Source organism: Oligosphaera ethanolica (assembly GCF_030814695.1).
In the GTDB taxonomy this organism is placed as follows: Bacteria; Verrucomicrobiota; Lentisphaeria; order Oligosphaerales; family Oligosphaeraceae; genus Oligosphaera; species Oligosphaera ethanolica.
The window spans coordinates 1,104,993-1,128,734 of the sequence record NZ_JAUSVL010000001.1; the positions used below are offsets into that span (position 1 = coordinate 1,104,993).

General features: G+C 60.6%; 15 protein-coding genes. 6 read left to right on the forward strand and 9 right to left on the reverse strand.

What is annotated here, in order from left to right; translation table 11 throughout:
* Window positions 1-118: 118 nt before the first annotated feature.
* The 4 genes from J3R75_RS03840 (at window position 119) to J3R75_RS03855 (ending at window position 6,224) form a co-directional block, all read left to right on the forward strand.
* The gene (locus J3R75_RS03840) at window positions 119-865 is read left to right on the forward strand and encodes a DUF1559 family PulG-like putative transporter (RefSeq protein ID WP_307260020.1); all 747 of its coding nucleotides are present in this window, start codon (window positions 119-121) and stop codon (window positions 863-865) included.
* A gap of 1,410 nt (window positions 866-2,275) precedes the next feature.
* Window positions 2,276-3,823, forward strand: coding sequence for an ADP-ribosylglycohydrolase family protein (locus J3R75_RS03845; protein WP_307260021.1), 1,548 nt, complete (start codon window positions 2,276-2,278; stop codon window positions 3,821-3,823).
* Window positions 3,824-3,948: 125 nt separating this feature from the next.
* Window positions 3,949-4,989, forward strand: a complete 1,041-nt coding sequence (locus J3R75_RS03850; RefSeq protein WP_307260023.1) for an NAD-dependent epimerase/dehydratase family protein — start codon at window positions 3,949-3,951, stop codon at window positions 4,987-4,989.
* A 179-nt stretch (window positions 4,990-5,168) separates the two neighbouring features.
* On the forward strand, window positions 5,169-6,224 hold the full coding sequence (locus J3R75_RS03855) for a dihydrodipicolinate synthase family protein (RefSeq protein WP_307260024.1): 1,056 nt from the start codon (window positions 5,169-5,171) through the stop codon (window positions 6,222-6,224).
* Window positions 6,225-6,523: 299 nt separating this feature from the next.
* On the opposite strand, the gene J3R75_RS03860 is transcribed toward J3R75_RS03855, so the two are convergent.
* From J3R75_RS03860 to rho, 4 genes are all read right to left on the reverse strand, one after another.
* Entirely contained in the window at window positions 6,524-9,244 is a 2,721-nt protein-coding gene (locus J3R75_RS03860) for a DNA topoisomerase IV subunit A (RefSeq protein ID WP_307260025.1), read from the reverse strand.
* A 75-nt stretch (window positions 9,245-9,319) separates the two neighbouring features.
* Entirely contained in the window at window positions 9,320-11,179 is a 1,860-nt protein-coding gene (locus J3R75_RS03865) for a toprim domain-containing protein (RefSeq protein WP_307260026.1), read from the reverse strand.
* A gap of 217 nt (window positions 11,180-11,396) precedes the next feature.
* Complete coding sequence (locus tag J3R75_RS03870; RefSeq protein WP_307260027.1) at window positions 11,397-11,678, reverse strand: hypothetical protein; 282 nt, start codon at window positions 11,676-11,678, stop codon at window positions 11,397-11,399.
* A gap of 190 nt (window positions 11,679-11,868) precedes the next feature.
* A complete protein-coding gene (gene rho / locus J3R75_RS03875) occupies window positions 11,869-13,101 on the reverse strand; it encodes a transcription termination factor Rho (protein ID WP_370882361.1) in 1,233 nt (410 codons plus the stop codon).
* Between rho and J3R75_RS03880 the strand changes: the two genes are divergently transcribed.
* Entirely contained in the window at window positions 13,036-14,019 is a 984-nt protein-coding gene (locus J3R75_RS03880) for a hypothetical protein (RefSeq protein ID WP_307260029.1), read from the forward strand. The two genes, rho and J3R75_RS03880, sit on opposite strands and share 66 nt — an antisense overlap.
* A gap of 72 nt (window positions 14,020-14,091) precedes the next feature.
* On the opposite strand, the gene coaE is transcribed toward J3R75_RS03880, so the two are convergent.
* The 4 genes from coaE to recN all read right to left on the reverse strand — a co-directional run bounded on the left by coaE (window position 14,092) and on the right by recN (window position 20,070).
* Window positions 14,092-14,694: a dephospho-CoA kinase gene (coaE, locus tag J3R75_RS03885; protein WP_307260030.1), complete on the reverse strand. Its 603-nt coding sequence runs from the start codon at window positions 14,692-14,694 to the stop codon at window positions 14,092-14,094.
* 803 nt (window positions 14,695-15,497) lie between these two features.
* On the reverse strand, window positions 15,498-17,369 hold the full coding sequence (dnaG, locus tag J3R75_RS03890) for a DNA primase (protein WP_307260031.1): 1,872 nt from the start codon (window positions 17,367-17,369) through the stop codon (window positions 15,498-15,500).
* A gap of 128 nt (window positions 17,370-17,497) precedes the next feature.
* Window positions 17,498-18,373 carry a tetratricopeptide repeat protein gene (locus tag J3R75_RS03895; protein WP_307260032.1) on the reverse strand — a complete coding sequence of 292 codons (876 nt, stop codon included), beginning with the start codon at window positions 18,371-18,373 and terminating at the stop codon, window positions 17,498-17,500.
* Window positions 18,370-20,070, reverse strand: a complete 1,701-nt coding sequence (recN, locus tag J3R75_RS03900; RefSeq protein ID WP_307260033.1) for a DNA repair protein RecN — start codon at window positions 20,068-20,070, stop codon at window positions 18,370-18,372. The genes J3R75_RS03895 and recN overlap by 4 nt, the downstream gene beginning before the upstream one ends.
* Window positions 20,071-20,845: 775 nt before the next feature.
* On the opposite strand from recN, the gene ligA reads away from it, so the two are divergent.
* The gene (ligA, locus tag J3R75_RS03905) at window positions 20,846-23,143 is read left to right on the forward strand and encodes an NAD-dependent DNA ligase LigA (protein WP_307260034.1); all 2,298 of its coding nucleotides are present in this window, start codon (window positions 20,846-20,848) and stop codon (window positions 23,141-23,143) included.
* Between the two features lie 22 nt (window positions 23,144-23,165).
* Here the strand turns inward: ligA and J3R75_RS03910 are convergent, their stop codons facing one another.
* A complete protein-coding gene (locus tag J3R75_RS03910; protein ID WP_307260035.1) occupies window positions 23,166-23,741 on the reverse strand; it encodes a pilus assembly FimT family protein in 576 nt (191 codons plus the stop codon).
* Between the last annotated feature and the right edge of the window lies 1 nt (window position 23,742).

Sequence of the window (23,742 nt, forward strand, 5' to 3'; positions counted from 1 at the left end):
GCGGCAACAACGCCACTACCCGACCGGCGATATCCGGCCACAGCGAGGCAAAAAGATTACCGCACCATCTGGAAGTCCGTTGATATTCGTATGGTTGAAGCCCAAAGGAGGTCCGCAGATGTTCAAACGACTCACATGTTTCACGCTGATCGAACTGCTCGTGGTGATTGCCATCATTGCCATCCTCGCCGCCATGCTGCTGCCGGCATTGAGCAAGGCCCGCGAAAAAGCCCGCGCCGCCAGCTGCATGTCCAATCTCAAACAATTCGGCCTGGCACTAAACATCTACCTCGATGAACACAACACCAATTTCCCGCCCGGCTGTTATCCAAAATTCTGGGGCACAAAATCAGCCAGGTGGTTCGATGTCCTCAACGAGACCTACATCGGCGACTGGAACATCCATCAGTGCCCATCGAATAAGTACGCCAGCGTCAATTCATACGGTGCCAAATGGAATGGCAGCTATGGCTGCTCTGATAACCTCAGTGGTTATGATACCTGGGGAAACGGCAAAACGGTCATCTCCGATGTGCCCAAACCATCCGCTACCGCCTATTTTGTGGACACCAACCGCTGCAATTCCACTGTCACCGGCCTCATGCCTGATCAATGGCACTTGCAAGCCGAAGGCAATTCCGACTATCAGTGGCGCCCACCGGGCGAATTGACGACCTCATGGGGCACGCGCTACGTCGCAACCAGCGGCGACAGCCTGCGACGCCCCGTGGGACGACACAATGGCAACGCCAATGTCCATTACGTCGACGGCCATGTGGAAAGCCGCAACATGAACGACTTCATCGGGCCAATCCCAAAGGGCCACGCATACAAAGACGAAAAAAACCACTGGGATAACTACTGAGGAAAATCCCACTAACACCCGCGGCCAGCGCGCCCGACATACCTGGCCGCGAAGCGGCAGAAGCGCTGAACGCGCGCCCGACATTCCTGGCCGCGAAGCGGCAGAAGCGCTGAAAGCGCGCCCGACATTCCTGGCCGCGAAGCGGCAGAAGCGCTGAAAGCGCGCCCGACATTCCTGGCCGCGAAGCGGCAGAAGCGCTGAAAGCGCGCCCGACATTCCTGGCCGCGAAGCGGCAGAAGCGCTGAAAGCGCGAAACAAACCAGCCCAGGGCAAGCGGCGCCGAAGGCGCGCGCCGCCCTGGGTACAACGCCATCTATACCTGTGTTCCTCGGCCCCTTTGGCCCCAGTCGGCGAAGCTGACTGGGGCCAAAGAGGCAATGGAACGATGTGTCTTCCCTTTGCTGTACCTAAGCACCCTGCACGGTGTTTTTTTAGGTCGCCCCTACAGGGCTCCTTTCGGATAGGACGCTTACCCAGGGCGACGCTCCGCCTTCGGCGTCGCTTGCCCTGGGCTTTCTTAGGCCGCGCCTTTGGCGCTGAAAACAAAAGGCCGCAGGAATAGCTGGCATCAACGGCTCCGATGTTACAGGATAACCGGGGAACGGGGAGCAGGCTAAAGCCTGAACACCAGACGCCGCCGCCTACCTAAGGAGCATGTAACCTGCAAATTGTCCCAGCGAAGCGCCGGGGTGTACACTGACCGATTACGGGAAAGACATTTTTGGCCGTCTGTGTCGTCTTGAAAAGGGGGATTATAGATAAAAAATCGAAAAAACTGAATAACTTAACGCTTATACCCACAGTCCCGGCCATGGGTCGTAGGTCGTGAGTCGTGAGTCCTCGCCCCTGCGCCGCCGCCAATCAATCCCACCGGTCCCAAGCGTCGTCTGTGACCGGCTGTTATCAATGGCTCCTATGTTACATGACCGGATAACCTCGGACAAGTCACGTCGTCAGGTCGGCCAAGTTCGGCCCGGAGGGCCGTACCATGCATAGCCCCGGGTGAGGCGCCCGGAGGGCGCCGCAACCCGGGGTGCGACAGCAACTTGAAATTGCGCCCGGAGGGCGCCACATTGGCAAGGCTAGTCGCTTCCCACGATGCCAGAACGAGGCATGTCGTGCCTACATTATCAATGACTCCTATGTTACATGACCGGATAACCGGGGAATGGGGAGCAGGCTAAAACCTGAACACCATACGCCGCCGCCCACCCAGGAGCATGTAACCTGCAAATTGTCCCCGGTGAATTCCCCTCCGGAGTAGCTACTGACCGATTTCCCCCCTGCGCCGGAATAACGCATTCCGGCGCAACGCCTGATAAAGTGCGGTATATATTAGCGCGTTCCGCAATCAACCGGGTCTTTTTCGCCCCGGCCATTGTCCACGGGTTAGCAAACCAGGAGAGAAACATGTTCGATCAAAACAGGCCGAGCACCCAGAATCTGAACCGCGCAGAGTATCTCGACAAGGTCCTTGGCTGCTGGACGGGCAAGAACATCGGCGGCACCCTCGGCACCCCGATGGAAGGCAAGCGCGACATCTTCAACGTGACCTTCTACACGCAGGATCAAAAGGGCGTGCCCGCACCCAATGACGACCTCGATCTCCAGCTCGTCTGGCTCCAGGCAGTCGAGGAACACGGCGCCGAACACATCACCGAGCGCCTCCTCGGCGAATACTGGATGGGACACATTATCGGCCCCTGGAATGAATATGGCGTGGGCAAGGTCAATATCAGCAACGGCCTCGTGCCGCCGCTCTCCGGCGCCGTCAACAACGACCAGTGGAAGAACAGCAACGGCGCCTGGATCCGCTCCGAAGTGTGGGCCTGCATGTTCCCCGGCTCGCCCGACGAAGCCGCCAGCTACGCCTGGATGGACGCATGCGTCGACCACGCCGACGACGGCATCTACGCCGAACTCTTCACCGCGTCCGTCGAAGCCGCCGCCTTCGTCGAAAGCGACATCCGCAAGCTCATCGAGATCGGCCTGACCAAGATCCCGGCAGACTGCCGCGTCGCCCGCAGCGTCAAACTCGCCTGCAGCGAATACGACGCCAAGCACGACTTCGTCGACGCCCGCAATGCCATCGTCAAAGAGAACGAAGATCTCGGCTGGTTCCAGGCGCCCGCCAACATCGGCTTCACCATTCTGGGCCTGCTCTACGGCGAAGGCGACTTCGGCAAGACTGTCTGCGCCGCCGTGAATTGCGGCGACGACACGGACTGCACCGGCGCCACTGCCGGTGCCATCCTCGGCATCATCAAAGGCCGCAGCGGCATTCCCAAGGAATGGATTGAGCCCATTGGCGAGACCATCAAGACCGTCGCCATCAATCCTTTCAAACTGGACGTGCCCAAGACCCTGCAGGAGCTCACCGACCGCGTGGCCCGCGTGGCCTTCGAGACCTGGGTTCGCAACCCCACGCTCATCCCCATCTCCGATGCGCCGACCGCCATTGACGACGCCTACCGCGCCAAGTTGCTCTCCTCCGGCGCCGTCGCCAAACGCCTGTGGCAGCGCTCCAGCATGATCCTGCGCTACCCCCTGCCCTACGGCTGCTTCAATATCCAGTACGTCGACGGCCCCATCGCCAAACCCGGCGAGCCCCTGCGTATCAAACTCTGGCTCAACCGCCTGGTGCTTGACGACAAGAGCGTGCACTGCCGCTGGGAACTGCCCGAGGGCTGGACGGCCGAACCCGGCTGCGAAGTCGCTATGCTCGCCCATCACGGCAACGAAGTCGTCAAGGAAGTCATACTCATCCCCGGCGAATTCGGTGGCGCCTACGAATACGTCCTGCTGGAAATCACCCTCGCGGGTCGTTTCAACCCCGAGTACATCACGGTGCCTTTCCAGCTGACCGGCTGCGTCCAGAACGACCACCGCCAGAACACCCAAGACCACTGGGACGCCCGCAACCGCTTGAGCGCCCGTCGCGCTTCCAGGCCGCTCTAACCCTGCGCCACTCCTGTGGCACGCCTCCCACAGCCGCAGCCGTCCCACCCCGGGACGGCTGCGGCATGCCTGTAACATCCTGCCTAAACACCGCTCCCTACGCACTTACCAGAGCCATATCAACCATGACTGGACTAGCCGACACCATTCGGGACGAAGAACACCTTGATGACCTGCTGTCGCGGCCGTCACCCGAGCTTGTTGACCTGATGCGGCACCTGGATGGCGACATCATCATCCTGGGCATCGCCGGCAAAATCGGCGTTTCGCTGGGGCGTTGTGCGCTGAACGCCATCCGCCAGGCGGGAGTCCACAAGCGCGTCTATGGCGTTGCCCGCTTCAGCAAGCCGGCGTTGCGCGACAAGATCGCGTCGTACGGCATAGAGACCATCGCCTGCGATCTGCTCGACCGCGACGCCATCGCAGCCCTCCCGCCAGTTGCCAATGTCATCTTCATGGCCGGGCGAAAATTCGGCACCGACGGCCGCGAGGATCTGACCTGGGTGATGAACACGGTTGTCGCCGACAATGTGGCCAGGCATTTCCCCTCCTCGCGCATCGTCGCCTTTTCCACGGGTTGCGTCTATCCGCTGGTCACGGCGGCAACAGGCGGCTGCGATGAGCAGGTCACCCCAGCGCCAGTGGGCGAATATGCCCAATCCTGCCTCGGTCGCGAACGCATTTTCCAATACGCAGCGCTGACCTACGGCACCAAGATCACCCTCTTCCGCCTCAATTACGCCATTGATCTGCGCTACGGCGTCCTACACGACATCGGTCGCGCCATCCTCGCCGGCGATGAAGTCGACAACAGCGTCGGCCATTTCAACGTGATCTGGCAGGGCGACGCCAACAATGTCGCACTGCGCGCGCTGGAATTGGCCGCGTCACCGGCGGCCATCATCAATGTCACCGGCTCGGAAACCATCGCCATTGAGGACGCCGCACGCGCCCTCGCCAAGCTCCTGGGCAAGCCCCTGCGTTTCCGGCACCAGCGCTCTGGCGAAGCCGCCTACCTGTCCGACGCCTCGCGCATGAGCGCCCTCTTCGGCCCGCCGACGGTGCCCCTTGAGCGCTTGATCGCTTGGCAGGCCGACTGGCTCCGCAAAGGCGGCGCGTCGCTGGACAAACCCACCCACTTCCAGGTCAACGACGGCAAATACTAAGACGCCAAAACAAGGCTCTTTGATCACCCTTACGCAGCCGTCAGCCGCGGCTGACAATCAGTTTCTAAAATTCATCCCCTGGGATGGACGCCAGTCCACCCCAGGATTATTCGTGTCCATTCGTGGTTCTTTCTTTTTCATTCGTGGTTCCTATGATCCACCTTCATGGGAGTGGTTCCATGCCCATCGCCCCCGCCGTTCTCCAGCGTTTCCGTGCCGGCTGCGTCATCCCGGCCCAGCCCCTCGCCCTAGATGAAAACCGCCGTTTTCTCCCTCGCTACCAGCGCGCGCTCTGCCGCTATTACATTGACGCGGGAGTCGGCGGCATTGCCGTCGGCGTGCACTCGACGCAATTCGCAATCCGCAAGCCCGAAATCGGTCTCTTCGAGCCCGTCCTCAGCCAGACCGCGCAGTTCATCGACCGCTATTGCGCGCGCCGAGGACAGCCTATCCTCAAAATCGCCGGCATCTGTGGCCGCCGCGACCAGGCGCTCGCCGAAGCCCGCTTCGCAGTCAGCTGCGGCTACGACGCGGGTCTGCTCAGTCTCGCCGCGCTCCGCGACGACGACATCCAGGCCCTCATCGATCATTGCCACGCCGTCGCCGACGTCCTGCCCGTCATCGGCTTCTACCTCCAGCCCAGCGTCGGTGGCCGTGTCCTCCCCTACGACTTTTGGCGCAAATTCTGCGATATCGACCATGTCCTCGGCATTAAGATCGCGCCGTTCAACCGCTACTGCACTCTCGACGTCGTCCGCGCCGTCGCCGAATCCGGCCGTGACATCACGCTCTACACGGGCAATGACGACAACATCGTCGTCGATCTGCTCACGGTTTACAACATCGCCGGGCGGCGCCTCCGCATCCGTGGCGGCCTCCTTGGGCACTGGTGCTGCTGGACCCGCCGCGCCGTCGAACTCCTCGCGGAAATCCAGCGCTTGCTGGACAGCAACGCAGCCATTCCGCCCGAGCTGCTCACTCGCGCCGCCCAGATCACCGACTGCAACGCCGCTTTCTTCGACCCCGCCCACGCCTTCGCCGGCTGCATCCCCGGCATCCACGAAGTCCTGCGCCGCCAAGGCCTCCTCAAAGGCATCTGGTGCCTCAACCCCAACGAAACCCTCTCACCTGGCCAGGCCGACGAAATCACCCGCATCCATGACGCCTACCCGCACCTCCACGACGACGCCTTCGTCGCCAATCACCTCCAGCACTGGCTCGACGACGAAGACTGACGGCGCAACCCAAAGCACCCTATATGGCGTGCGACAAAGCAAATAGGGCATGGGGAGACACGACCGATCGGGCCGAGGAACACGGGACATAGTAGGCGTTTTATCCGGGGCGACGCGCGCCCTGCGGGCACTTGCCCTGGGCTATCGTAGGACACACCCCGTGGGGCCTGCGCCGCTTCGCGGCAATGAAATGCCAATGTACGCAAGGTCGGCGAGTGCCGGCGAATGCGGTCGAGGCCGGCGAATGCTGCGTTCGGAAAGAACGGTGCAAGCACAGCGCCGCGTCGCCTTTACCCGGTTCAATCTTCCAGGAAGAAGGGCGTGTCCTCGTCGATCAGCTTGCGTAGGCGTGACATGCCCTTGGCGGCGCCGTTTTTGACCGCGTCCGCATCCGGCCCTGCCAATTCATCGGGACTGACGGCACCCGCACCTGATGGAGTTCCGGGCGTTGCGCCGTCTTTGGCATCGCCATCTTTGGCATCGCCGTCCTGGTCGGTGCCGTCATCAGTAGTGTTGTCCTCGGCGACCGCGTCATCACCCTGCGCCTCGCCGTCCTGATCATCGCCGTCCAGCGTGGCGCTGTCCTTCGCGTCACCGTTGGTGGCTGGCATTGGTTTTGCGGCCGATTTTACCGGTGGCGGCAATTTTTTCCCGCTCTGTTTTTCAGCGGTGGTGGTGGCGACGGTGTCGGCGGCTGGCGACGGCGTGGTAGGCGCGTCCGTCGCCGGATCGGTCGCCTGTTCGTCGCCGGTCGCCTGTTCGTCGCCGGTCGCCTGTTCGTCGCCGGTCGCCTGTTCGTCGTCACTGCCCTCGTCATTTTGCGGCGGGGTAATGGCGCTGCCGCGTTTAATGACATTGATAGTGGTGACTGGGTACTGGGTGAGTTTGTAGCCCTTGGCCTCGCGTGAGCGCAACGCGTACTGATCGAATTCGACAGTAACGGAATGGTATGAGCGGCGGTTGTTGGGCGCCAATTCCAATGACAGCACCACGCCACTGTTGGTGTAGAGATTTTCGATCAGGCAATTCGGTGGCACGATGTGGTATTCGCGCCCGAGGGTAAACTGCTCAAGAGTGAAGCGCTTGACGAACCAGGTGCCTTCCTGCCGGTCACGGTAGAGGATGGAATAGACTTGGTCCTTGTTCCACAGCATCACGTATTTGGTCGGGCCGATGTATTCCTTCTCCGGCACAGAAATAACGCGGCAGGTGCCATCGTTGCGCAGCAGGACCAGACGGTCAAACTCCGTGCACACCAGTGGTGCGCTGTCCTTATTGCTGCCCTTGACATTGGTACCGAGAAAGTGATTCAGGCGGTCGTGGTGCACTTTCACATCGCGCCGCGCGATTTTGCGCACGTCCACCGGGGCGAAGCCCGTAATGACCGTCCGCCGCGGGAACTGCGCGCCGTATTTGTCCAGCAGACGCCGGATGTACGCAATCGCGTAATCAACCATGTGTGCCAGATTCTCTTCCGTCGCCGCCATGTCCTGCAGCAATGACGCGAGGTCCTGCTCGTTTTTGCGAATATCGAACATGGATATGCGCCGGATCGGTATCTGCAGCAGCTTCTCAATGTCAGCGTCGCTGATGTCCCGGCGGAGCAGATGCCGGAAGCGCTCCAGACCCGCGCGCGTTTCCTTCATCACCAGCTCAAGCGTCTCGCATTTTTCAATGCGTTTGTAAATGCGGTTCTCGATGAAAATCTGTGCGAGAGTCTTCTCGTGAAACAGGTCTTCCTGCTTTTGCCGTTCGATTTCCAGCTCGCGCTTCAGGTAGCCCTGGAGCTTTTCGGTGTTGCGCCGCAAGACCTCGCTGACCGTCATCTCCACCGGGACCTGCTCGCGAATCACCCGTAAGGTCGAATTCACCGTGACTTCGCAGTCCGTGTAGGCGTAGAGCTCGCGAATGGTATCTTCCGCGTAGATATTGCGTGGCAGCGTAATCTCAATGGCGACGTCTTTCGCCGTGTAGTCGTTAATCGCGGCGATCTTGATGCGGTTGTTCTTTGCCGCACGCTCGATGGAGGCCATCAGCGACTCCGTGGTCGTCGTCGCCGGCACTTCTTTGATGATCACCTTCTTGTCGCCTTCGGGCTCAATCCGCGCCCTGAGGCGAATGCGCCCAGCGCCATCGTCATACTCGCTCACGTCCATAATGCCGCCCTGCGGAAAATCCGGATAGAGCTGGAATGGGCGATTTTCCAGGATGGCGATCTGCGCTTCCAGCAGTTCGCAGAAATTGTGCGGGAAGATGCGCGTCATCATGCCCACGGCAATGCCGTCAGACCCCAGCATCAGCAACGCCGGCACTTTGCAGGGCAGGCGCACCGGTTCCAGACTGCGACCATCGTAGGACTCCGAAAACTCGGTGATTTCCTGGTTGAACAGCACTTCGCGCGCCATTGGCGTCAAGCGACATTCGATGTAACGCGCGGCAGCGGCGCCGTCGCCAGTCAGGATGTTACCAAAGTTGCCCTGGCGATCAATGAAGTATTCTTTGTTGGCCAGCACCGTCAACGCATCGCCAATGGACTGGTCGCCATGGGGATGAAAATGCATCGTGTCGCCGATGATCCCCGCCACTTTGTGATAACGGCCGTCATCCACCCGGTGCAGGCAGAACATAATCCGTCGCTGCACGGGCTTCAGGCCGTCGTCCACGTCGGGAATGGCACGATCCTTGACCACGTAGGATGCGTACTCAATAAAGTTGTCGGCCATCAAGCCGCGGATGCCATCGTCTTCCTCGGCATTGCCATCGCCGCTGTCATCGTCCTCGTCGCCGGCGTCATCGTCGCCAGCGTCATGGTCCGCAGCCGCCGCCGGCACCTTGTCGCCAGCTTTGTCAGCCTCGCTCAGGTGAGCCGGCACGTCATCGCGATCATCGCGATCATCGCCGTCACCGTCGTCAGCAGACATCGACGACACGAGCTCATCGCCGCGTTCATCCGGGCTTTGGGCCTGTTCGCCGGCGGCTTGCAGCTCGTCCTTATGTTTCTTGCCTTTTCGTGGAGCCATGGGTCAAAACGCCCTTTCACATTCACCAGTAGCGCCGCGCACGGCGGCGCTTTTCCCGACTGCGCCAACGCTGCCTCAGCGGAGGTTCTCCATGATATAATCTCGCCGGCTCGGCGTATTGTCGCCCATGAAGAACCCGAGCATGCCGTCAATCTCGCGCACATTGTCCACATTGACGGGCAACAGCCGCATATCGGGCCCGATGAAGGGGCCGAATTCGTTAGGAGATATTTCGCCCAAGCCTTTGAAGCGGGTGATTTCATGGCCCTTGCCCAGCTTGGCGATGGCTTCGTCGCGCTCGCGCTCGTTAAAACAGTAATAGGTCTTCTTTTTGTTGCGCACCCGGAAGAGCGGCGTCTCCAGTATGAACAGGTGCTCGGAGAGCACCAGGGGCTGGAAGTAGGTCAAAAAGAAGGTTATCAGCAGATTGCGAATGTGGAAGCCATCCACATCCGCGTCAGAAGCGATGACGACGCGGCCATAGCGGAGGTCGTCCATGCTCGCTTCCACCCCCAACGCCTGCATGATGTAATAGAATTCCTCGTTCTTGTATATCGTCTCTTTTTTCTTGCCATAGCAATTCAGGGGCTTGCCGCGCAGTGGGAAGACCGCCTGCGTTTCGGGATCACGAGCACTGACCATGTTCGCCGCCGCCGAATCGCCTTCGGTCAGAAACAGGACCGACTCGGAACACTTGATCTTCTCCTCCTCTTTCCGCCGCGCCGGCGCATCGCAGAGGTGAAATTTGCAGTCGCGCAACTTGGGTATCTTCAGGCTGGTCTTTTTCGCCTGCTCGCGGGCCTCGCGCCGAACTGCCTGGATCTGCTTGCGCACCGTCTCGTTCTGCGTCACCTTCTCCAGCAACTTGCTCTTCAACTCGGGATTCTTGTACAGCACTTCCACGACGGCCTTGCGCACCTCGTTGACAATGCCCACGCGAATTTCCGTGTTGCCCAGCTTATTCTTGGTCTGGGACTCGAAGATCGGGCTGTCCAGGCGAATCGCCACCGCACCGATAATGCCATTGCGCACGTCGTCCGCATCCAGACTCTTCTGGGTGATCTCGTTGACAGCCTTGAGAATGCCCTCTTTGAAGGCCGACAGATGCGTGCCGCCGTCATTCGTGTACTGGCCATTGACAAATGAATAGTAGCTCTCGTTAAAGCTGCTCGTGTGTGAAAAGGCGAATTCGAGGGTATCCGAGCGATAATGCAGCGGCGGATACAACGGTTCGCTCTCCTGCTTGGCCTCCAGCAGGTCCAACAGTCCGCGGCGTGAAAAGAATTTCTCGCCATTGAAACTTAGGCTCAAGCCGCTGTTCAGCCACGCGTAATGCTGCATGCGCCGACGAATGTGCTTGGCCTCAAAATGGAAGCCGGGGAAAAAACGCTCCGAGGGCAGAAAATAGACCTCGGTACCGTCGGGATCCATGGTACTGCCACGCTCTTCGCTGAGCAACGCCCCCTCGGCAAATATCGCCTTGCGGCTATGACCGTGCCGCCGTGAGATGACCACAAAACTCTTGGACAGCGCGTTCACCGCCTTGAGGCCGACACCGTTCAGGCCGATGGAACAGGCGAAAGCCCGGTCCTCGCCATCCGCGCCCGTCATGAATTTGCCGCCAGTGTTGATCTGCGACACGCAAGCCACGACGCTGTCGAGGGGAATGCCCCGCCCGTAGTCGCGTGCGGTTACCCCACCGTCATCAGCCAGGGCCACTTCAATGCGCTTGCCAGCGCCGACGGTAAATTCGTCGACACTGTTGTCCACGACTTCCTTGAGCAGCACGTAAATGCCGTCGTCGGGATGATCGCCGGTGCCGAGGCGGCCGATGTACATGCCCGGGCGCTGCTGGATATGCTCCAACGCGCTCAGCGTACGAATGCTGCTGTCGTCATATTTCCGGGTACTGATACTTGCTTCTTGGCTTGCCACTGCTGAATGCCGTTCCTCTCACACCTGACCAATCACTGCCATCACCACCAAAGCGCCTCAAATATACACGCGCGACCCCGCTGCGGCTTGTCCGCTGCGCTGAACTGGTCATCACTAACATGCAAAAGGGTGCCCACTCCCCGTTACGGAAGTGAACACCCTCAGAATGACCTGAACAATACTGCCTAAAGACAAATCAGTCGTCGTCGAGGCAGACTCAGCGGCGACCGCGTGGACGATCGTCGTCATCATCGTCGTCGTCGCCAAAATCGTCGTCATCATCGTCGTCAAAATCGTCATCAAGATCATCATCGTCATCTAAACCCAGCTCTTCCTGGTCTTCCAGCTCCAGATCATCGTCTTCGTCGTCGTAGTCATCAAAGAGCTTAGAAGACATGACCAGCTGGCCGCATTCGGGGCAGGCGCCATCCTCTTTTTCCACTTCACTGACCAGTACTTTACATTCGCAATGCGGACACTTGATTGTCTCGCGCGCCATAGTGGTGTCTCCTTACTCAGATTGGAAATATCATGCAATGAAACTTCGGGAATGGGCATGCTTGCAGACACGACACCATCCCGGAACCGCCAAAAGATAACCGCAATCGTCCAACCTGCCACAAGAGCGGCCTTATTTTAGTGCACCGGCCACGTCCAGTCAAATCGTCAGTATGCCGTCGGGCTTGCAGTTAGCTTTTTTCAGTCAACTGCAAAGACAACAGAAATTCGATATTGTTCTTGGTTTTTTTCACTTTGTTGATCAGCATTTCCATCGCTTCAGTGATGGGAATGCCACTTAAGGCCCGGCGCAAAGCCCAGATGCGCTCCAGTTCGTCCGGATGCACCAGCAGCTCTTCGCGGCGCGTGCCACTCTGTTCGATGTTGATGGCCGGGTAGATACGCTTATCCACCAAGTGCCGGTCAAGATGCAATTCCATATTGCCGGTGCCCTTGAATTCCTCGAAGATCACCTCGTCCATGCGGCTGCCGGTATCGACCAGCGCCGTGGCCAGAATCGTCAAACTGCCCGCATGCTCAATGTTACGTGCCGCGCCGAAAAAGCGTTTGGGCTTGTGCAGGGCATTGGCGTCAACACCGCCAGAGAGAATGCGGCCGCTGTGCGGTTCAATGGTATTGTAGGCTCGCGCCAGACGCGTGATGGAATCCAACAGGATGACCACATGGCGACCGTGCTCGACCTGCCGCTTGGCTTTTTCAATGACCATTTCGGCGACCTGCACATGCCGGTCTGGCGGCTCATCGAAGGTGGAACTGACCACTTCGCCCTTGACCATCCGTTTCATGTCGGTCACTTCCTCTGGCCGCTCATCGATGAGCAACACGATAAGCTCGATGTCGTTGTTGTTCGCCGTAATGCTGTTGGCGATCTTCTGCAAAATCACCGTCTTGCCTGTGCGCGGCGCCGCCACAATCAAGCCGCGCTGACCACGGCCCACCGGCGTCACCAGATCGATAATCCGCGTAGACAACTCGTCCTGCGCGCGCTCCAACATCAGCCGCTGCGTCGGGAAAAATGGTATCAGGGTCTCAAAAGGCATCATCGCCTTCTTGCGCTCCGGCGCATCGCCATTGACGGTCTGCACTTTCAGCATCGCAAAAAAACGCTCTTTTTCCCGCGGCTGACGGATCAGGCCGACTACCGTGTCACCCGTTCGCAGGGAAAAACGCCGGATCTGCGAGGGACTCATGTAGATGTCTTCGGGACAAGACAGATAACTGCTGTTCGGGCTGCGCAAAAAGCCATAGCCGTCGCTCATCACTTCAATGACGCCACCGCCCTTCATGATGCCGTTCTTCTCGGCGTTGTTCACCCGCAATATCTCAAACAGCAAGTCATGACGGCTCAGCGTGCCAACGCCCTCGAGATTCAACTCCAGAGCCTGCTGCGTCAACTCACGCATGTCCATCGTCTGCAGAACATTCAAATCCAGCAACTCATCCGTGCTGCCCTGGATCTCCTGCAGCAAAGCCTGCTCGTCAATGTCCTCATCAACAAACGCATCGCGGCCAAAATTGCCCTTGCCGCGATTCTTGTTGTTGTTATTGCTGCGATTCTTGTTGTTGCGATTCTTGTTGTTGCGATTGGCGTTCTTGTTGAACTGCTGACGCTGAAAATCGTTGCCCTGCTGCTTGTTCTGACGATAATCACGATTGCCGCCATCCCCGCCCTGCTGACCCTGCTGCCCCTGGGATTGCTGCGGCTGACCCTGCTGACCTTGATACTGCTGCGGCTGACCCTGCTGACCTTGATACTGCTGCGGCTGACCCTGCTGACCCTGCTGGCCTTGGGATTGCTGCTGCTGGCCTTGCTGGCCCTGGGATTGCTGCGGCTGGCCTTGCTGGCCCTGGGTTTGCTGCTGCTGGGGCGCGGGCTGTCGGGGCACTGCCGGCTGCTGGGGCGCCGACTGCTGGGGCACTGCCGGCTGCTGGGGCGCGGGCTGTCGGGGCACTGCCGGCTGCTGGGGCGCCGACTGCTGGGGCACTGCCGGCTGCTGTGGCGCGGACGGCTGGGGCGCGGGCGGGTTGGCGTTGTTGCCATTCTGCCCGGCGTTTCGCGGCGCTGCCGGCTGTGCCCGTCGCGTCTGCTGGGCGGCTCCATCGTTGCCGGCATCAGCATCCCACAACGCTGCTTGTTCGCGTGCTTCGACGCCGATGCTCAGTGGTTTTTTTTCAGGCTTTACAGCTGGGATAGCCAAGGGCCGGCCTCGGCGGCGCGGAGCCGGTGCGGCGGCCTTGTCGGTATTTTCAGCCTGGGGATTCGGGGTGCTATTTTCGTTCTCACTTGCCATATTGGTCTTAATTCCTCTAACGATCGTTAATCATACTATCTCAAATACACATCTGTAAAAAAAGCTTATCTGGGGCGTAGGGTGCCAGTCGCGGGGCCGGTATCAAGCGTTCTGTTGGGCGCAAGACCGTTCCAAAACCCGCTGGTACACCAGTTGACACTGCTCTGCGAGCAAGTCCCACGAACAATTGCTGACAATGCCGTAATCGCTGCGGCGCAATTTTTCATCCATGCTCAGTTGCTGGCTAATTCGGCGCGTCATTTCGCGCTCATCCCAGCCACGCCGACTGAGCCGTTGCCGCTGAGTGACAGGATCACACCACACCGCGACCGTACAACTCATATCGCTTTCCCAACCGCTCTCGAAGAGCAACGGAATGGCGCAGAACAAGGCCGGTCGGGCCACCGCAGCCATGTCCGTGATCAGCTGCCGCACTCGCGGATGGACCACACCGTTGAGCCATTGCAACTCCGCCGGATCCGAAAACACGATCTCAGCAATGGCCGGCCGCGATAATTGGCCGGCCGCCGACAATACCCGCTCGCCCCAGCGCTCGATCAAGGCCGCGTGCAAGTCGCTGCCCGGCTCGTACAAGCGATGAACCAAAGCGTCAGCATCGGCCACTTGAGCCCCGCAACGCGCAAATTGCTCTAGAACCGTCGTCTTGCCAGCGCCTATTCCGCCAGTGACAGCTACCAACATCATGTTCGGGGCTCTCTTCTTTCGAGCTCTCGGCAACGGGGGCACAACATCAAGCCACCTTGTCTGCCGGCAACGACACCACTAACAGAAACGGCGCCGAACGGCATAACGTCATTCAATGATTCATCATTAGGCATGGGCAGGAAACACCCACAGAGCTGATCTGCTGGAAACATGAGTGGCAATTGCCATATCACACGATGACCAAACAGATTACCACGAGGTTAGGTTCATGCCAACGCCAGAGTAGGCGACAGACAGATCATGCTTAATTGCCTGCTTTATCACCCTAGCCTCTGCAGGCACTCAACATGGAATAATAACGAACGCAGAGTGCGTTAGCATGACCATGTTAAGACGCGGCCTGAACGACGCTCAGTAGAGCATAATACGAAGGGATTTTCTTTTCTTTGGGGAACGCTGATTGCATTGAGCCGGCGCGCCACGAAGGGGCGTCACCACTCCATACGCCTGACAAATCCCACTGGCCCGGTATGGCCACAGCCACCAGCAGCCTTTTCTCCTCCTGGAGAAAACATCACACAGTCAGCCGCAATGGGCTGCCGAAGATGGAAACTAGCACCGCTCTCTTTATTTCCCCGAGTGCAAGTAATGGTTACTCTATGGCTTATTCCTAAGATTGCAAACTATCCCGATAGTGAAAATTCTCACACCGGGCACAACGTCCACCGGGTCCACCGGGTCCACCGGGTCCACCGGGTCCACCGGGTCCACCGGGTCCACCGGGTCCACCGGGTCCACCGGGTCCACCATTCGGCGCCGCCGTCAGTTTTTGGGTTGGCGGCTCAGCGTTTACCGCCGCGCAGCTGACTCTTTTGGCTGAGCAGCTCCATTAGTTCGCCCTGCAGTCGCCGCGCGTCGTCACCGCTGGCCGTGGCCAGCTGCGCCTTGCGAGCTTCGATCTGGGCATTAAGGCGTTCGAGGCGCAGGCGCTGCAGGCAGTCAGCATATGCCTGCCGGTGCTTCTCGGCCACGGCGGCGTCACCGGGCGCAGCAATGGTCGTGTGGCCGGAAAAATGCGACTGGGCCAGCACGGCGCCGACCAACGGATCACGCACTAGGTCGTACTGCACCAGTTCATGTTCGACGTCATCCCATTCATTCTGGTCGACCGCCGCCAGCACCCGCATCAGTGCCTGCCCCAACGGCGTGTCCGGAATGACCTCGTGCACATCCTGTTCAGCAGCCAGCATGCGCGCCGGCGCCTCGTGATGCAGAATCAAATCCAGCAAGGCCTGCAGGGTCTGCTCCGAGGCGGCCACCGGCGCCTGAAAAACCGGCATCGCCGGGGGCTTTGCCGCCCAGGGTGTCGCTTGGCTGCTCATGGCGAATTCACGATGTTCACTACGCAGGGCCTGCAAGGCGTCAAACAGCACTCGCTCGGGCAGATTCACCTGCTGGGAAAGCCACTGGCAGTGCGCCGTGCGGATCACCGCGTCCTCAATGGGCTTGATTGCCGCCAGGACGTCATTCACCACCGCGCTGAGGCCCTCCGGACGCGCCAGATCATGGTGCGCGCTGCTCTGCTGGAACAAGTAAGGCACCGCCGGCTGGCTGTTGCTCATAATCTGCTGCAAGGCGGACGCGCCACCTTTGCGAAAAACGCTGTCGGGGTCTTCCCCTTGTGGCAGCGTCACCACCGAAACGCTCATTCCCGCGCCGTGCAACAACGCCACGGTCCGCTGCGCCGCCTTCTCGCCGGCGGTATCGGCGTCAAAGGCCAGTACGACCTCGTTGGCGGAACGCTTCAACAGTCGCGCGTGATTTGCCGTGAAGGCCGTGCCCTGAGCAGCAATCGCGTGGGTCAAACCGGCGCGGTGGCAGGCGATCACATCCAGCTGCCCCTCACAGACCAGCGCGTGGCCAAATTGCTTCAGGGACTGCCGAGCAAAATTGAAGGCGTAGAGAATTGACCCCTTCTGAAAAAATTCCGACTCGGGGCTGTTGATATATTTGGAGGTCTTGATGGCCGGGTCGAGCACGCGGGCGCTGAAACCGACCACCCGCCCGAGCTCGTCCCAGATCGGAAACATCAGGCGGCCGCGAAAACGGTCGTAGATCGTCTTGTGGCCTTCTTTCTGCACCGCCATGCCGGTCGCCAGCAGCAGATCGGGGCTGTAACCCTGGCGTTGCGCCCATTGACAAAGCGTGTCCCAGGAATCTGGGCTGTAGCCGAGCTGGAAGCGCGCCACGGCATCGGCGTCAATCTCGCGACTCTGCAGGTAATCATGTGCCTGCCGAGCCTGAGGCGTAGCCATATTCTGCCGAAACCACTCCGCACAATCGCCCAAAAGACGCATCCCGGCATCGCGCCACTCGCGCCGCTTCGCTGCCGCGGCGGCGTCGCCACTGCCAACGCCGCGTTCGGGGATGACTATGCCCAAGCGGTCCGCCAGCCATTCCACCGCGCCAACAAAGTCCGTGTTGATGCTCTCCTGCACGAAATGAAAAACGTTGCCGCTCTTTTTGCAGCCGAAGCAGTAATAGGTCTGACGCTGCTGATCAACCTTGAAAGACGGCGTCTTCTCTTGGTGAAAGGGACAGCAGGCCCAGTAGTCATTGCCGCGTTTCTGCAGCGACACCGTCGTGCCAATCACATCAATGATGTCGGCGCGCCGGCGAATTTCGTCTATGATCTCCTCAGGTATATGCGCCATGTTCTTTCCATCATCCGTTCATCAACTCATGTTCACAAGATCTACTGCTGCCAGTCGCGAGAGGACCGCACGCCTTGCGTCGTCACATCGCCCCCCCGCCAGCGTTCTGCCTTCCGCGCCATCCGGCGTCATGATTCTGGCGGCAGCTGCCGCAGGCGCCGCAGGATTTGCTCACGGACCTTGGCGGCTTCCGGGCTGTCCTGGCCAAGCGCACCCAGGCAGCGCACATAAAACACCCGTGCCAAGCGCGGATTGGCCAAATAGATGTCGTAGACCACGGCGATATTCCGCAGCAGCCCGACGTTGTTGGGATCAAGCCGCAGGCCTTCGCCAAGCCAGCCCAAGGCGTTGCTGTACAGACCTTGTTTCAAAGACAATATCGCCATGGTGTTGTACAGTTCCGGCCAACGTCGGTAGGGCTCCTGAAGTCGCAGCACCTGGAGATAAGCCAGGCCTTTGGGCAGATTGCTGTGCATGCAGCAACGACCGATCAAGAAGCGCGCGCTGGCCAGCAGTGCCTGATCAGAGGCCCCGGGGGCCTTCAAGTCCATGATCAGCGCCTCGGCCTTCTCCAATGCCTTGATGGCGTCCTCATAGCGCGCGTTCTCGTAGAGCACCCAGCCATAGACATACCAAACGTCGTAACGCGATGGGGCTAGGTTCGTGGCCCGGTCAAGGTTGAATATCGCCTTGGAAGGCGCGCCACGGTCGCTGGCCGTCACCTGCACGCTGTAGCTGTTCAGCAACAACGCGTCAATGTCGTCCGGCCGCTGCCGCAAATGTTGCTCGGTCAGCGTCAGCACCTCGGCATGCCGGCCGGCGACCAGCGCTTGATAGGCGTTGTCCAAAACATTGCTCTCCTGGCGCTGCTGGCATGACGACAGCAGCGCCAGCGCGGCAGCGATAGTCAGCAGAGCCAGGAGAGCGGCACGCCACTGCCTGCCGCGCCCAACGCGGAGCCAAGCCGTCATCGCAGAGGTCATCGTTTCATCTCGTTTCATCATGATTTTCCGCTGGTGCTGGTCTGCGCCGCCTGCTGCAGGAGTTCGCGGGCGTGGCTCTGCGCTGCCGCGGACCCACTATCGGCGCCGAGCATGCGCACAATTTCCGCCAGGCGGCCATCGTCGTCCAGACTGGCCACTGCCACCAGCGTGCGATCAGCGACGACGCTCTTGCTGACCTGGTAATGCTGCCGGCCCGCCGCGGCAATTTGCGCCAGATGGGTGATACTGAAGACTTGATGGCGGCTACCCACCGCCGCCAGTTCCGCCGCGACCCGTATGGCCACTCGCCCACCGACATTGGCATCAATCTCGTCAAAAATCAGAATCGGCACTTTGTCCGCGTCACTCAAGACGGTCTTGATGGCCAGCATAACGCGGGCCATCTCGCCGCTACTGGCAATCGCCTTCAGGGGCTGCATGTCCTCGCCGACATTGGGTGCGAAGGCGTACTCCACCGCATCCGCCCCGCTGGCGCCAACAGGCGCCGCCGAGACTTGGATGGCGAAGGCCGCCTTGGCAAAACCAAGGCTCTGCAACTTGTCCTCAATGGCATTGGCAAGACCGGTGGCCGCGGCGTGACGACCGGCGCTGAGTTCCGTACAGGCGACCAAGAAGGCCTGCTGCTGCTCTTTCTCGCGTTCCTGGAGTTTTCTGATGGCGTCGCTGCGGCCGCGGATGCGCCCGAGCCGTTCGCGGATGCGCCCGGCCGTGGCCAGCACTTCCGAGAGCGACCCGCCATATTTGCGTTTGAGCTTCTGCACCAGATCCAGGCGCTCCTCAAGTTGCTGAAAGGCTTCTTCGTCCAACTCGAGGCCGCCGGCGTAGTCCGCCAAATCCACGCAGAGTTCCTGGATGCTCTCGGAAATTCGTCCCAGGTCGGCCGCGAAAACTTCGCCGCGGGCGGCGTCAATCTGTTCAATCTCCCGCAGCAGGCGCAGGAATCCCCCGAGCTGATCAACCACCGAGCCGTCGTTTTCGGCGAGGCCGTCACGGCATTGCGTCACCAGCTCGAGTAGGCGTTTCGCATGCGTGGCCATGCGATAGCGCTCAACCAGTTCCGCCTCTTCATCTTCACGCAGCTCGGCCTGCTCAATTTCCTTGAGCTGATGCGCGAGCAACTCGATGTCTTCCGGCGCCATGCCCTCCGCACGCAGCGCGGCCATCTCCCGCCGGATGGCCAGCAGCGCCTCGTGCAGCTGCCGGCAGTGCTGGACCTGCTGCTGCAGGCCGGCGTAGGTGTCCAGCAAGGACAGCTGGCGACTCGGCTGCAGCAAGGTCTGGTTGTCGTGAGGACCATGAATATCAATGAGCATCTCGCCGATTTCCCGCAGGAAACCCGCCGTCACCGCCGCGCCGTTCACGTAGGCCCGGCTGCCATTCTCGGTCAACACCCGCCGGATGAGCAGCTCGCCGTCCTCACATGGCGGCAACGCTGCCGCCTGCAGATGCTCTTCAAGCTGATGCCGCAACTGCTCGTCGCCGCCCCCAAGCATGATAATCCCGGAAACCTCGCAGGTCTTGGCGCCGCGACGGATGCTGCCCGGCGTCGCCCGGCCGCCAGCAAGCAGCTGCACCGCGCCAATGATCAGCGATTTGCCGGCGCCAGTCTCGCCCGTGATGGTGTTCAAGCCAGGACCGAACTCCAAGTCAAGTTCCTGCACCAACGCAAAATTGCAGATATGAAGTGAGCTTAACACAGGTACTCAAAAAGGGGAATGAGGTTGGGCGCTCAGGCGTGGCCTACGCAGGCCCGCGGCGCGAAAAGTGACGCGTCCAATATAAGCGCTTTTCAAGACCGAACAATGACCGACCGTCGAATTGATCACACGGCAAGTAATCGGTCAGCCATTGATAACAGCCGGTCTCAGGTGACGCTTGGGACTGTGGGGACCGATTGGCGCGGCGCTGGGGCGAGGACTCACGACTCATAAGGCATGGTCCCATGGATTGGACCATGGAGACTTTCTGGACTGTGGGGAAGGACTCCCGACGCCTGAGACTGATTGGCCAACTACCGGGACTCCTGGGATCGCGGCCGTTCTTAGGGTTCGTCCCCGGCCGGACGGATCACGTCGCCAGATCGGCCAAGTTCGGCCCGGAGGGCCGCACCATGCATAGCCCCGGGTGAGGCGCCCGGAGGGCGCCGCAACCCGGGGTAGGACAACAACATAGGATTGCGCCCGGAGGGCGCCACATTTGCCTGACACGTCGCTGCCCACCGCGCCAGCCAGAGGCATGTCGAGCATCCAATATCAATGGCTGACCGATTTCATATCACCATGGCAAAAATACCCCAGTCAACAAACACCACCGCCTAAAAAAATGCGGTCGGCTCGGCACCACCGCTCACCGCACTGCGTCAGCCTTTTCTCGGCTCGACACCTTTATTCGCGACTCTTTGACGATTATCTTGTGCCCTGTCAACAAAGCCTACGCATCACGCCGAGCAGCAAGCAGCAGGACCGCGCGACCATGACCAAAGACGACGCCCAACAACGCATTGACGATCTCCGCCGGGACATTTGGCGGCATAACCGCCTCTACTACGTCGACGCCCGCCCCGAAATCAGCGACCGGGACTACGACGTCCTCATGGAGGAACTCCAGGGGCTCGAACGGGACTTCCCGGAGCTCATCACCGCCGACTCGCCGACCCAGCGCGTCGGCGGCGAGCCCATCGCCGGCTTCGTCACCCGCCGGCACGGCATTCCCATGCTCAGCCTCGACAACACCTACAACCCGGGCGAAATCCGACGCTTCCACGACTATGTCATGCGCGGCCTCCGCGGCGAAACGCCGACCTACACTATCGAACCGAAGGTGGACGGCGTCAGCATCGCCGTCCGCTATGTCGCCGGCGTCTTCAATCGGGCGCTGACCCGCGGCAACGGCATGGAAGGCGACGATGTCAGCGCCAATCTCAAAACCATCCCCTCCCTGCCCCTGCGCCTGAGCTGCACAGAGCCGCCGCCGCTCTTCGAAGCCCGCGGCGAAGTATTCATGAGCCGGGAGGGCTTCCAGCGCCTGAACGAACGCCGCGTCGCAGCCGGCGAAGAGCCCTTCGCCAATGCCCGCAACGCCACGGCCGGTACCCTGAAGCAACTCGACTCGCGGGTCGTCGCCCAACGCCCGCTCGACATCGTCTTCTACGCCCAGGGTGAACTCGACGGTATCGACATCGGCAGCCAGCAGGAACTCCTCAAGACTTTCAATGGCTTCGGTCTCAAAACTCAACCATGGCTGCGCATCGCCCACGACTTCGCTGGCATCATCGCCGCCATTGACGAACTCCAGGCGTCCCGCCATGACCTGCCTTACGATATCGACGGCGCGGTCATCAAAGTCGACAGTTTCAGCCAGCGCGAAGTCCTCGGCATGACCGCGAAAGCCCCCAGCTGGGCCCGCGCCTACAAATACGCCGCCGAACAACGCGAAACTACCCTGCGGGACATCACCATCCAGGTCGGCCGCACTGGCGTACTCACCCCCGTCGCCGAGCTCGAGCCAGTCGCTCTCGCCGGTTCCACCATCAGCCGCGCGACCCTCCACAACGAAGACGAAATCGCCCGCAAGGACATCCGCATCGGCGATACCGTCGTCATCGAAAAGGCCGGCGAGGTCATCCCCGCCGTCGTGTCGGTCGTCATGCCCAAACGCCCCGCAGACGCCCGCCCATTCAATTTTTACGATCACATCCAGGGCCACTGCCCGTCCTGTGGCGAAGCGATCTCCCGCGACCCGCAATTCGCGGCCTGGCGCTGCACGAATCTCCAATGCCCGGCGCAAAGCGTCCGCCGCGTGGAATACTTTGCGGCCCGCAACGCGATGGACATCGAGGCCCTCGGTGGCGTGGTCGCCGAAGCGCTGGTCGTGCAGGGGCTGGTCCGAGAACCACTGGATATCTTCGAGCTCAAGGAAGCGGACCTGGCCACCCTGAACCTCGGCACCGAAAACGAACCACGGATATTCGGCGCCAAAAATGCCGCCAAGCTCATGGCGGCCGTGCAACGCGCGCGCGATCTGCCGCTGGAAAACTGGCTGCAGGCCATCGGCATCCCCGAAGTCGGCAAGGCCACGGCCTTCCATATCGCCAGGACCCACCGCGATATCTTTGAAGTCGCCACGTCGCCCACCCTACAGGCGCTCCTGGACATCATGGACGGGCAGGACAAAAACACCGGTGGCAACCACCGCAGCGCCAGTACCGCCACGGCGCAGGACGCGGCGCTAGGCGATCTCTTCGCCTTCGCTGAACAACGCCAGGCGATACCAGACCGAGCACGCACTGAGTGGCTCGAACGCCTGCAGGCCTTGGGCCTGCTTAAGCCCAGTAGCGGCGCCGGCAACGGCTTCGTCACCACTGTCATCGGCCCCAAAACCGCCCAGGCCGTCCTCGATTTCTTCCACAGCGCGGCCGGCAAGAACATCCTCAGCCGCCTTAGGGCCCTCGCTATCACGCCGGCGTCGCCCGGCAGTAGTGGCAGCGCCCCAGAAAGCGCCGACGGCGCCGCGGCGGCCGGTGGCGCCACCCTCAGCGGCAAGACCTTCGTCCTCACCGGCACCTTGACCAGCATGGACCGCGATGAGGCCAGTGCCAAAATCCGCGCTGCCGGCGGCACGGTGTCTTCCACCGTCAGCAGAAATACCACCTATCTGGTCGCCGGCGCCAACGTCGGCGCCAAAAAAACGGAAAAAGCCTCGCAGCTCGGCGTCAAGGTCATCACGGAAGATCAGCTGCTGGCGATGCTCGCCGACGGCGCTGCACAGTGACCCGCCTCGCCTGCGCGACGCCTTACTGCTCCAGCTCCTGGATCAGCGGCGTGCCAGTAAGGCGGTCGACATCCAAACGGAAGCGCCGGCCCTTCAGTTCGAAGTCGAGTGTCGGCCCACCCGCTTCACCGCTGGGGTGGAAATAATAGACCACCTTGCCATCGTCATTGAGCGCATCATTCTCCGGCGTCCAAGTGAAGTCTTTGCCAAGCTCATAGCTGGATTTGACCTCAATGAAGCCCATGGACGGCCCGACGCCATCCTTGCCGCCAGTCGCCGGCGGCACCCACTCGCGCGCCAGTGTCTGCTCCAGTGCGGTTACCGCGAAGCTCGACGCGTCCGTATCCAGCGCCAGCGTCAATCCCCGGCCGCTGGCCCGAGCGCGCGTGGCTGTCTCGTTGATCGCCTGGCGCAATTTACTCAGATTGTTCTCGACCACATAGCGCTTGGGGATGGCACTCACCCGTGGCCCGACCAAAGCGGCAATCACCGCTATCAACAGCGTCACAATCAATATCTCAAACAGCGTGAAGCCATGGCGATGGCAGCGACTGCCGCGCACAACGCCTTCGCTAAACTTGTCAGATCGTCTCTGCACG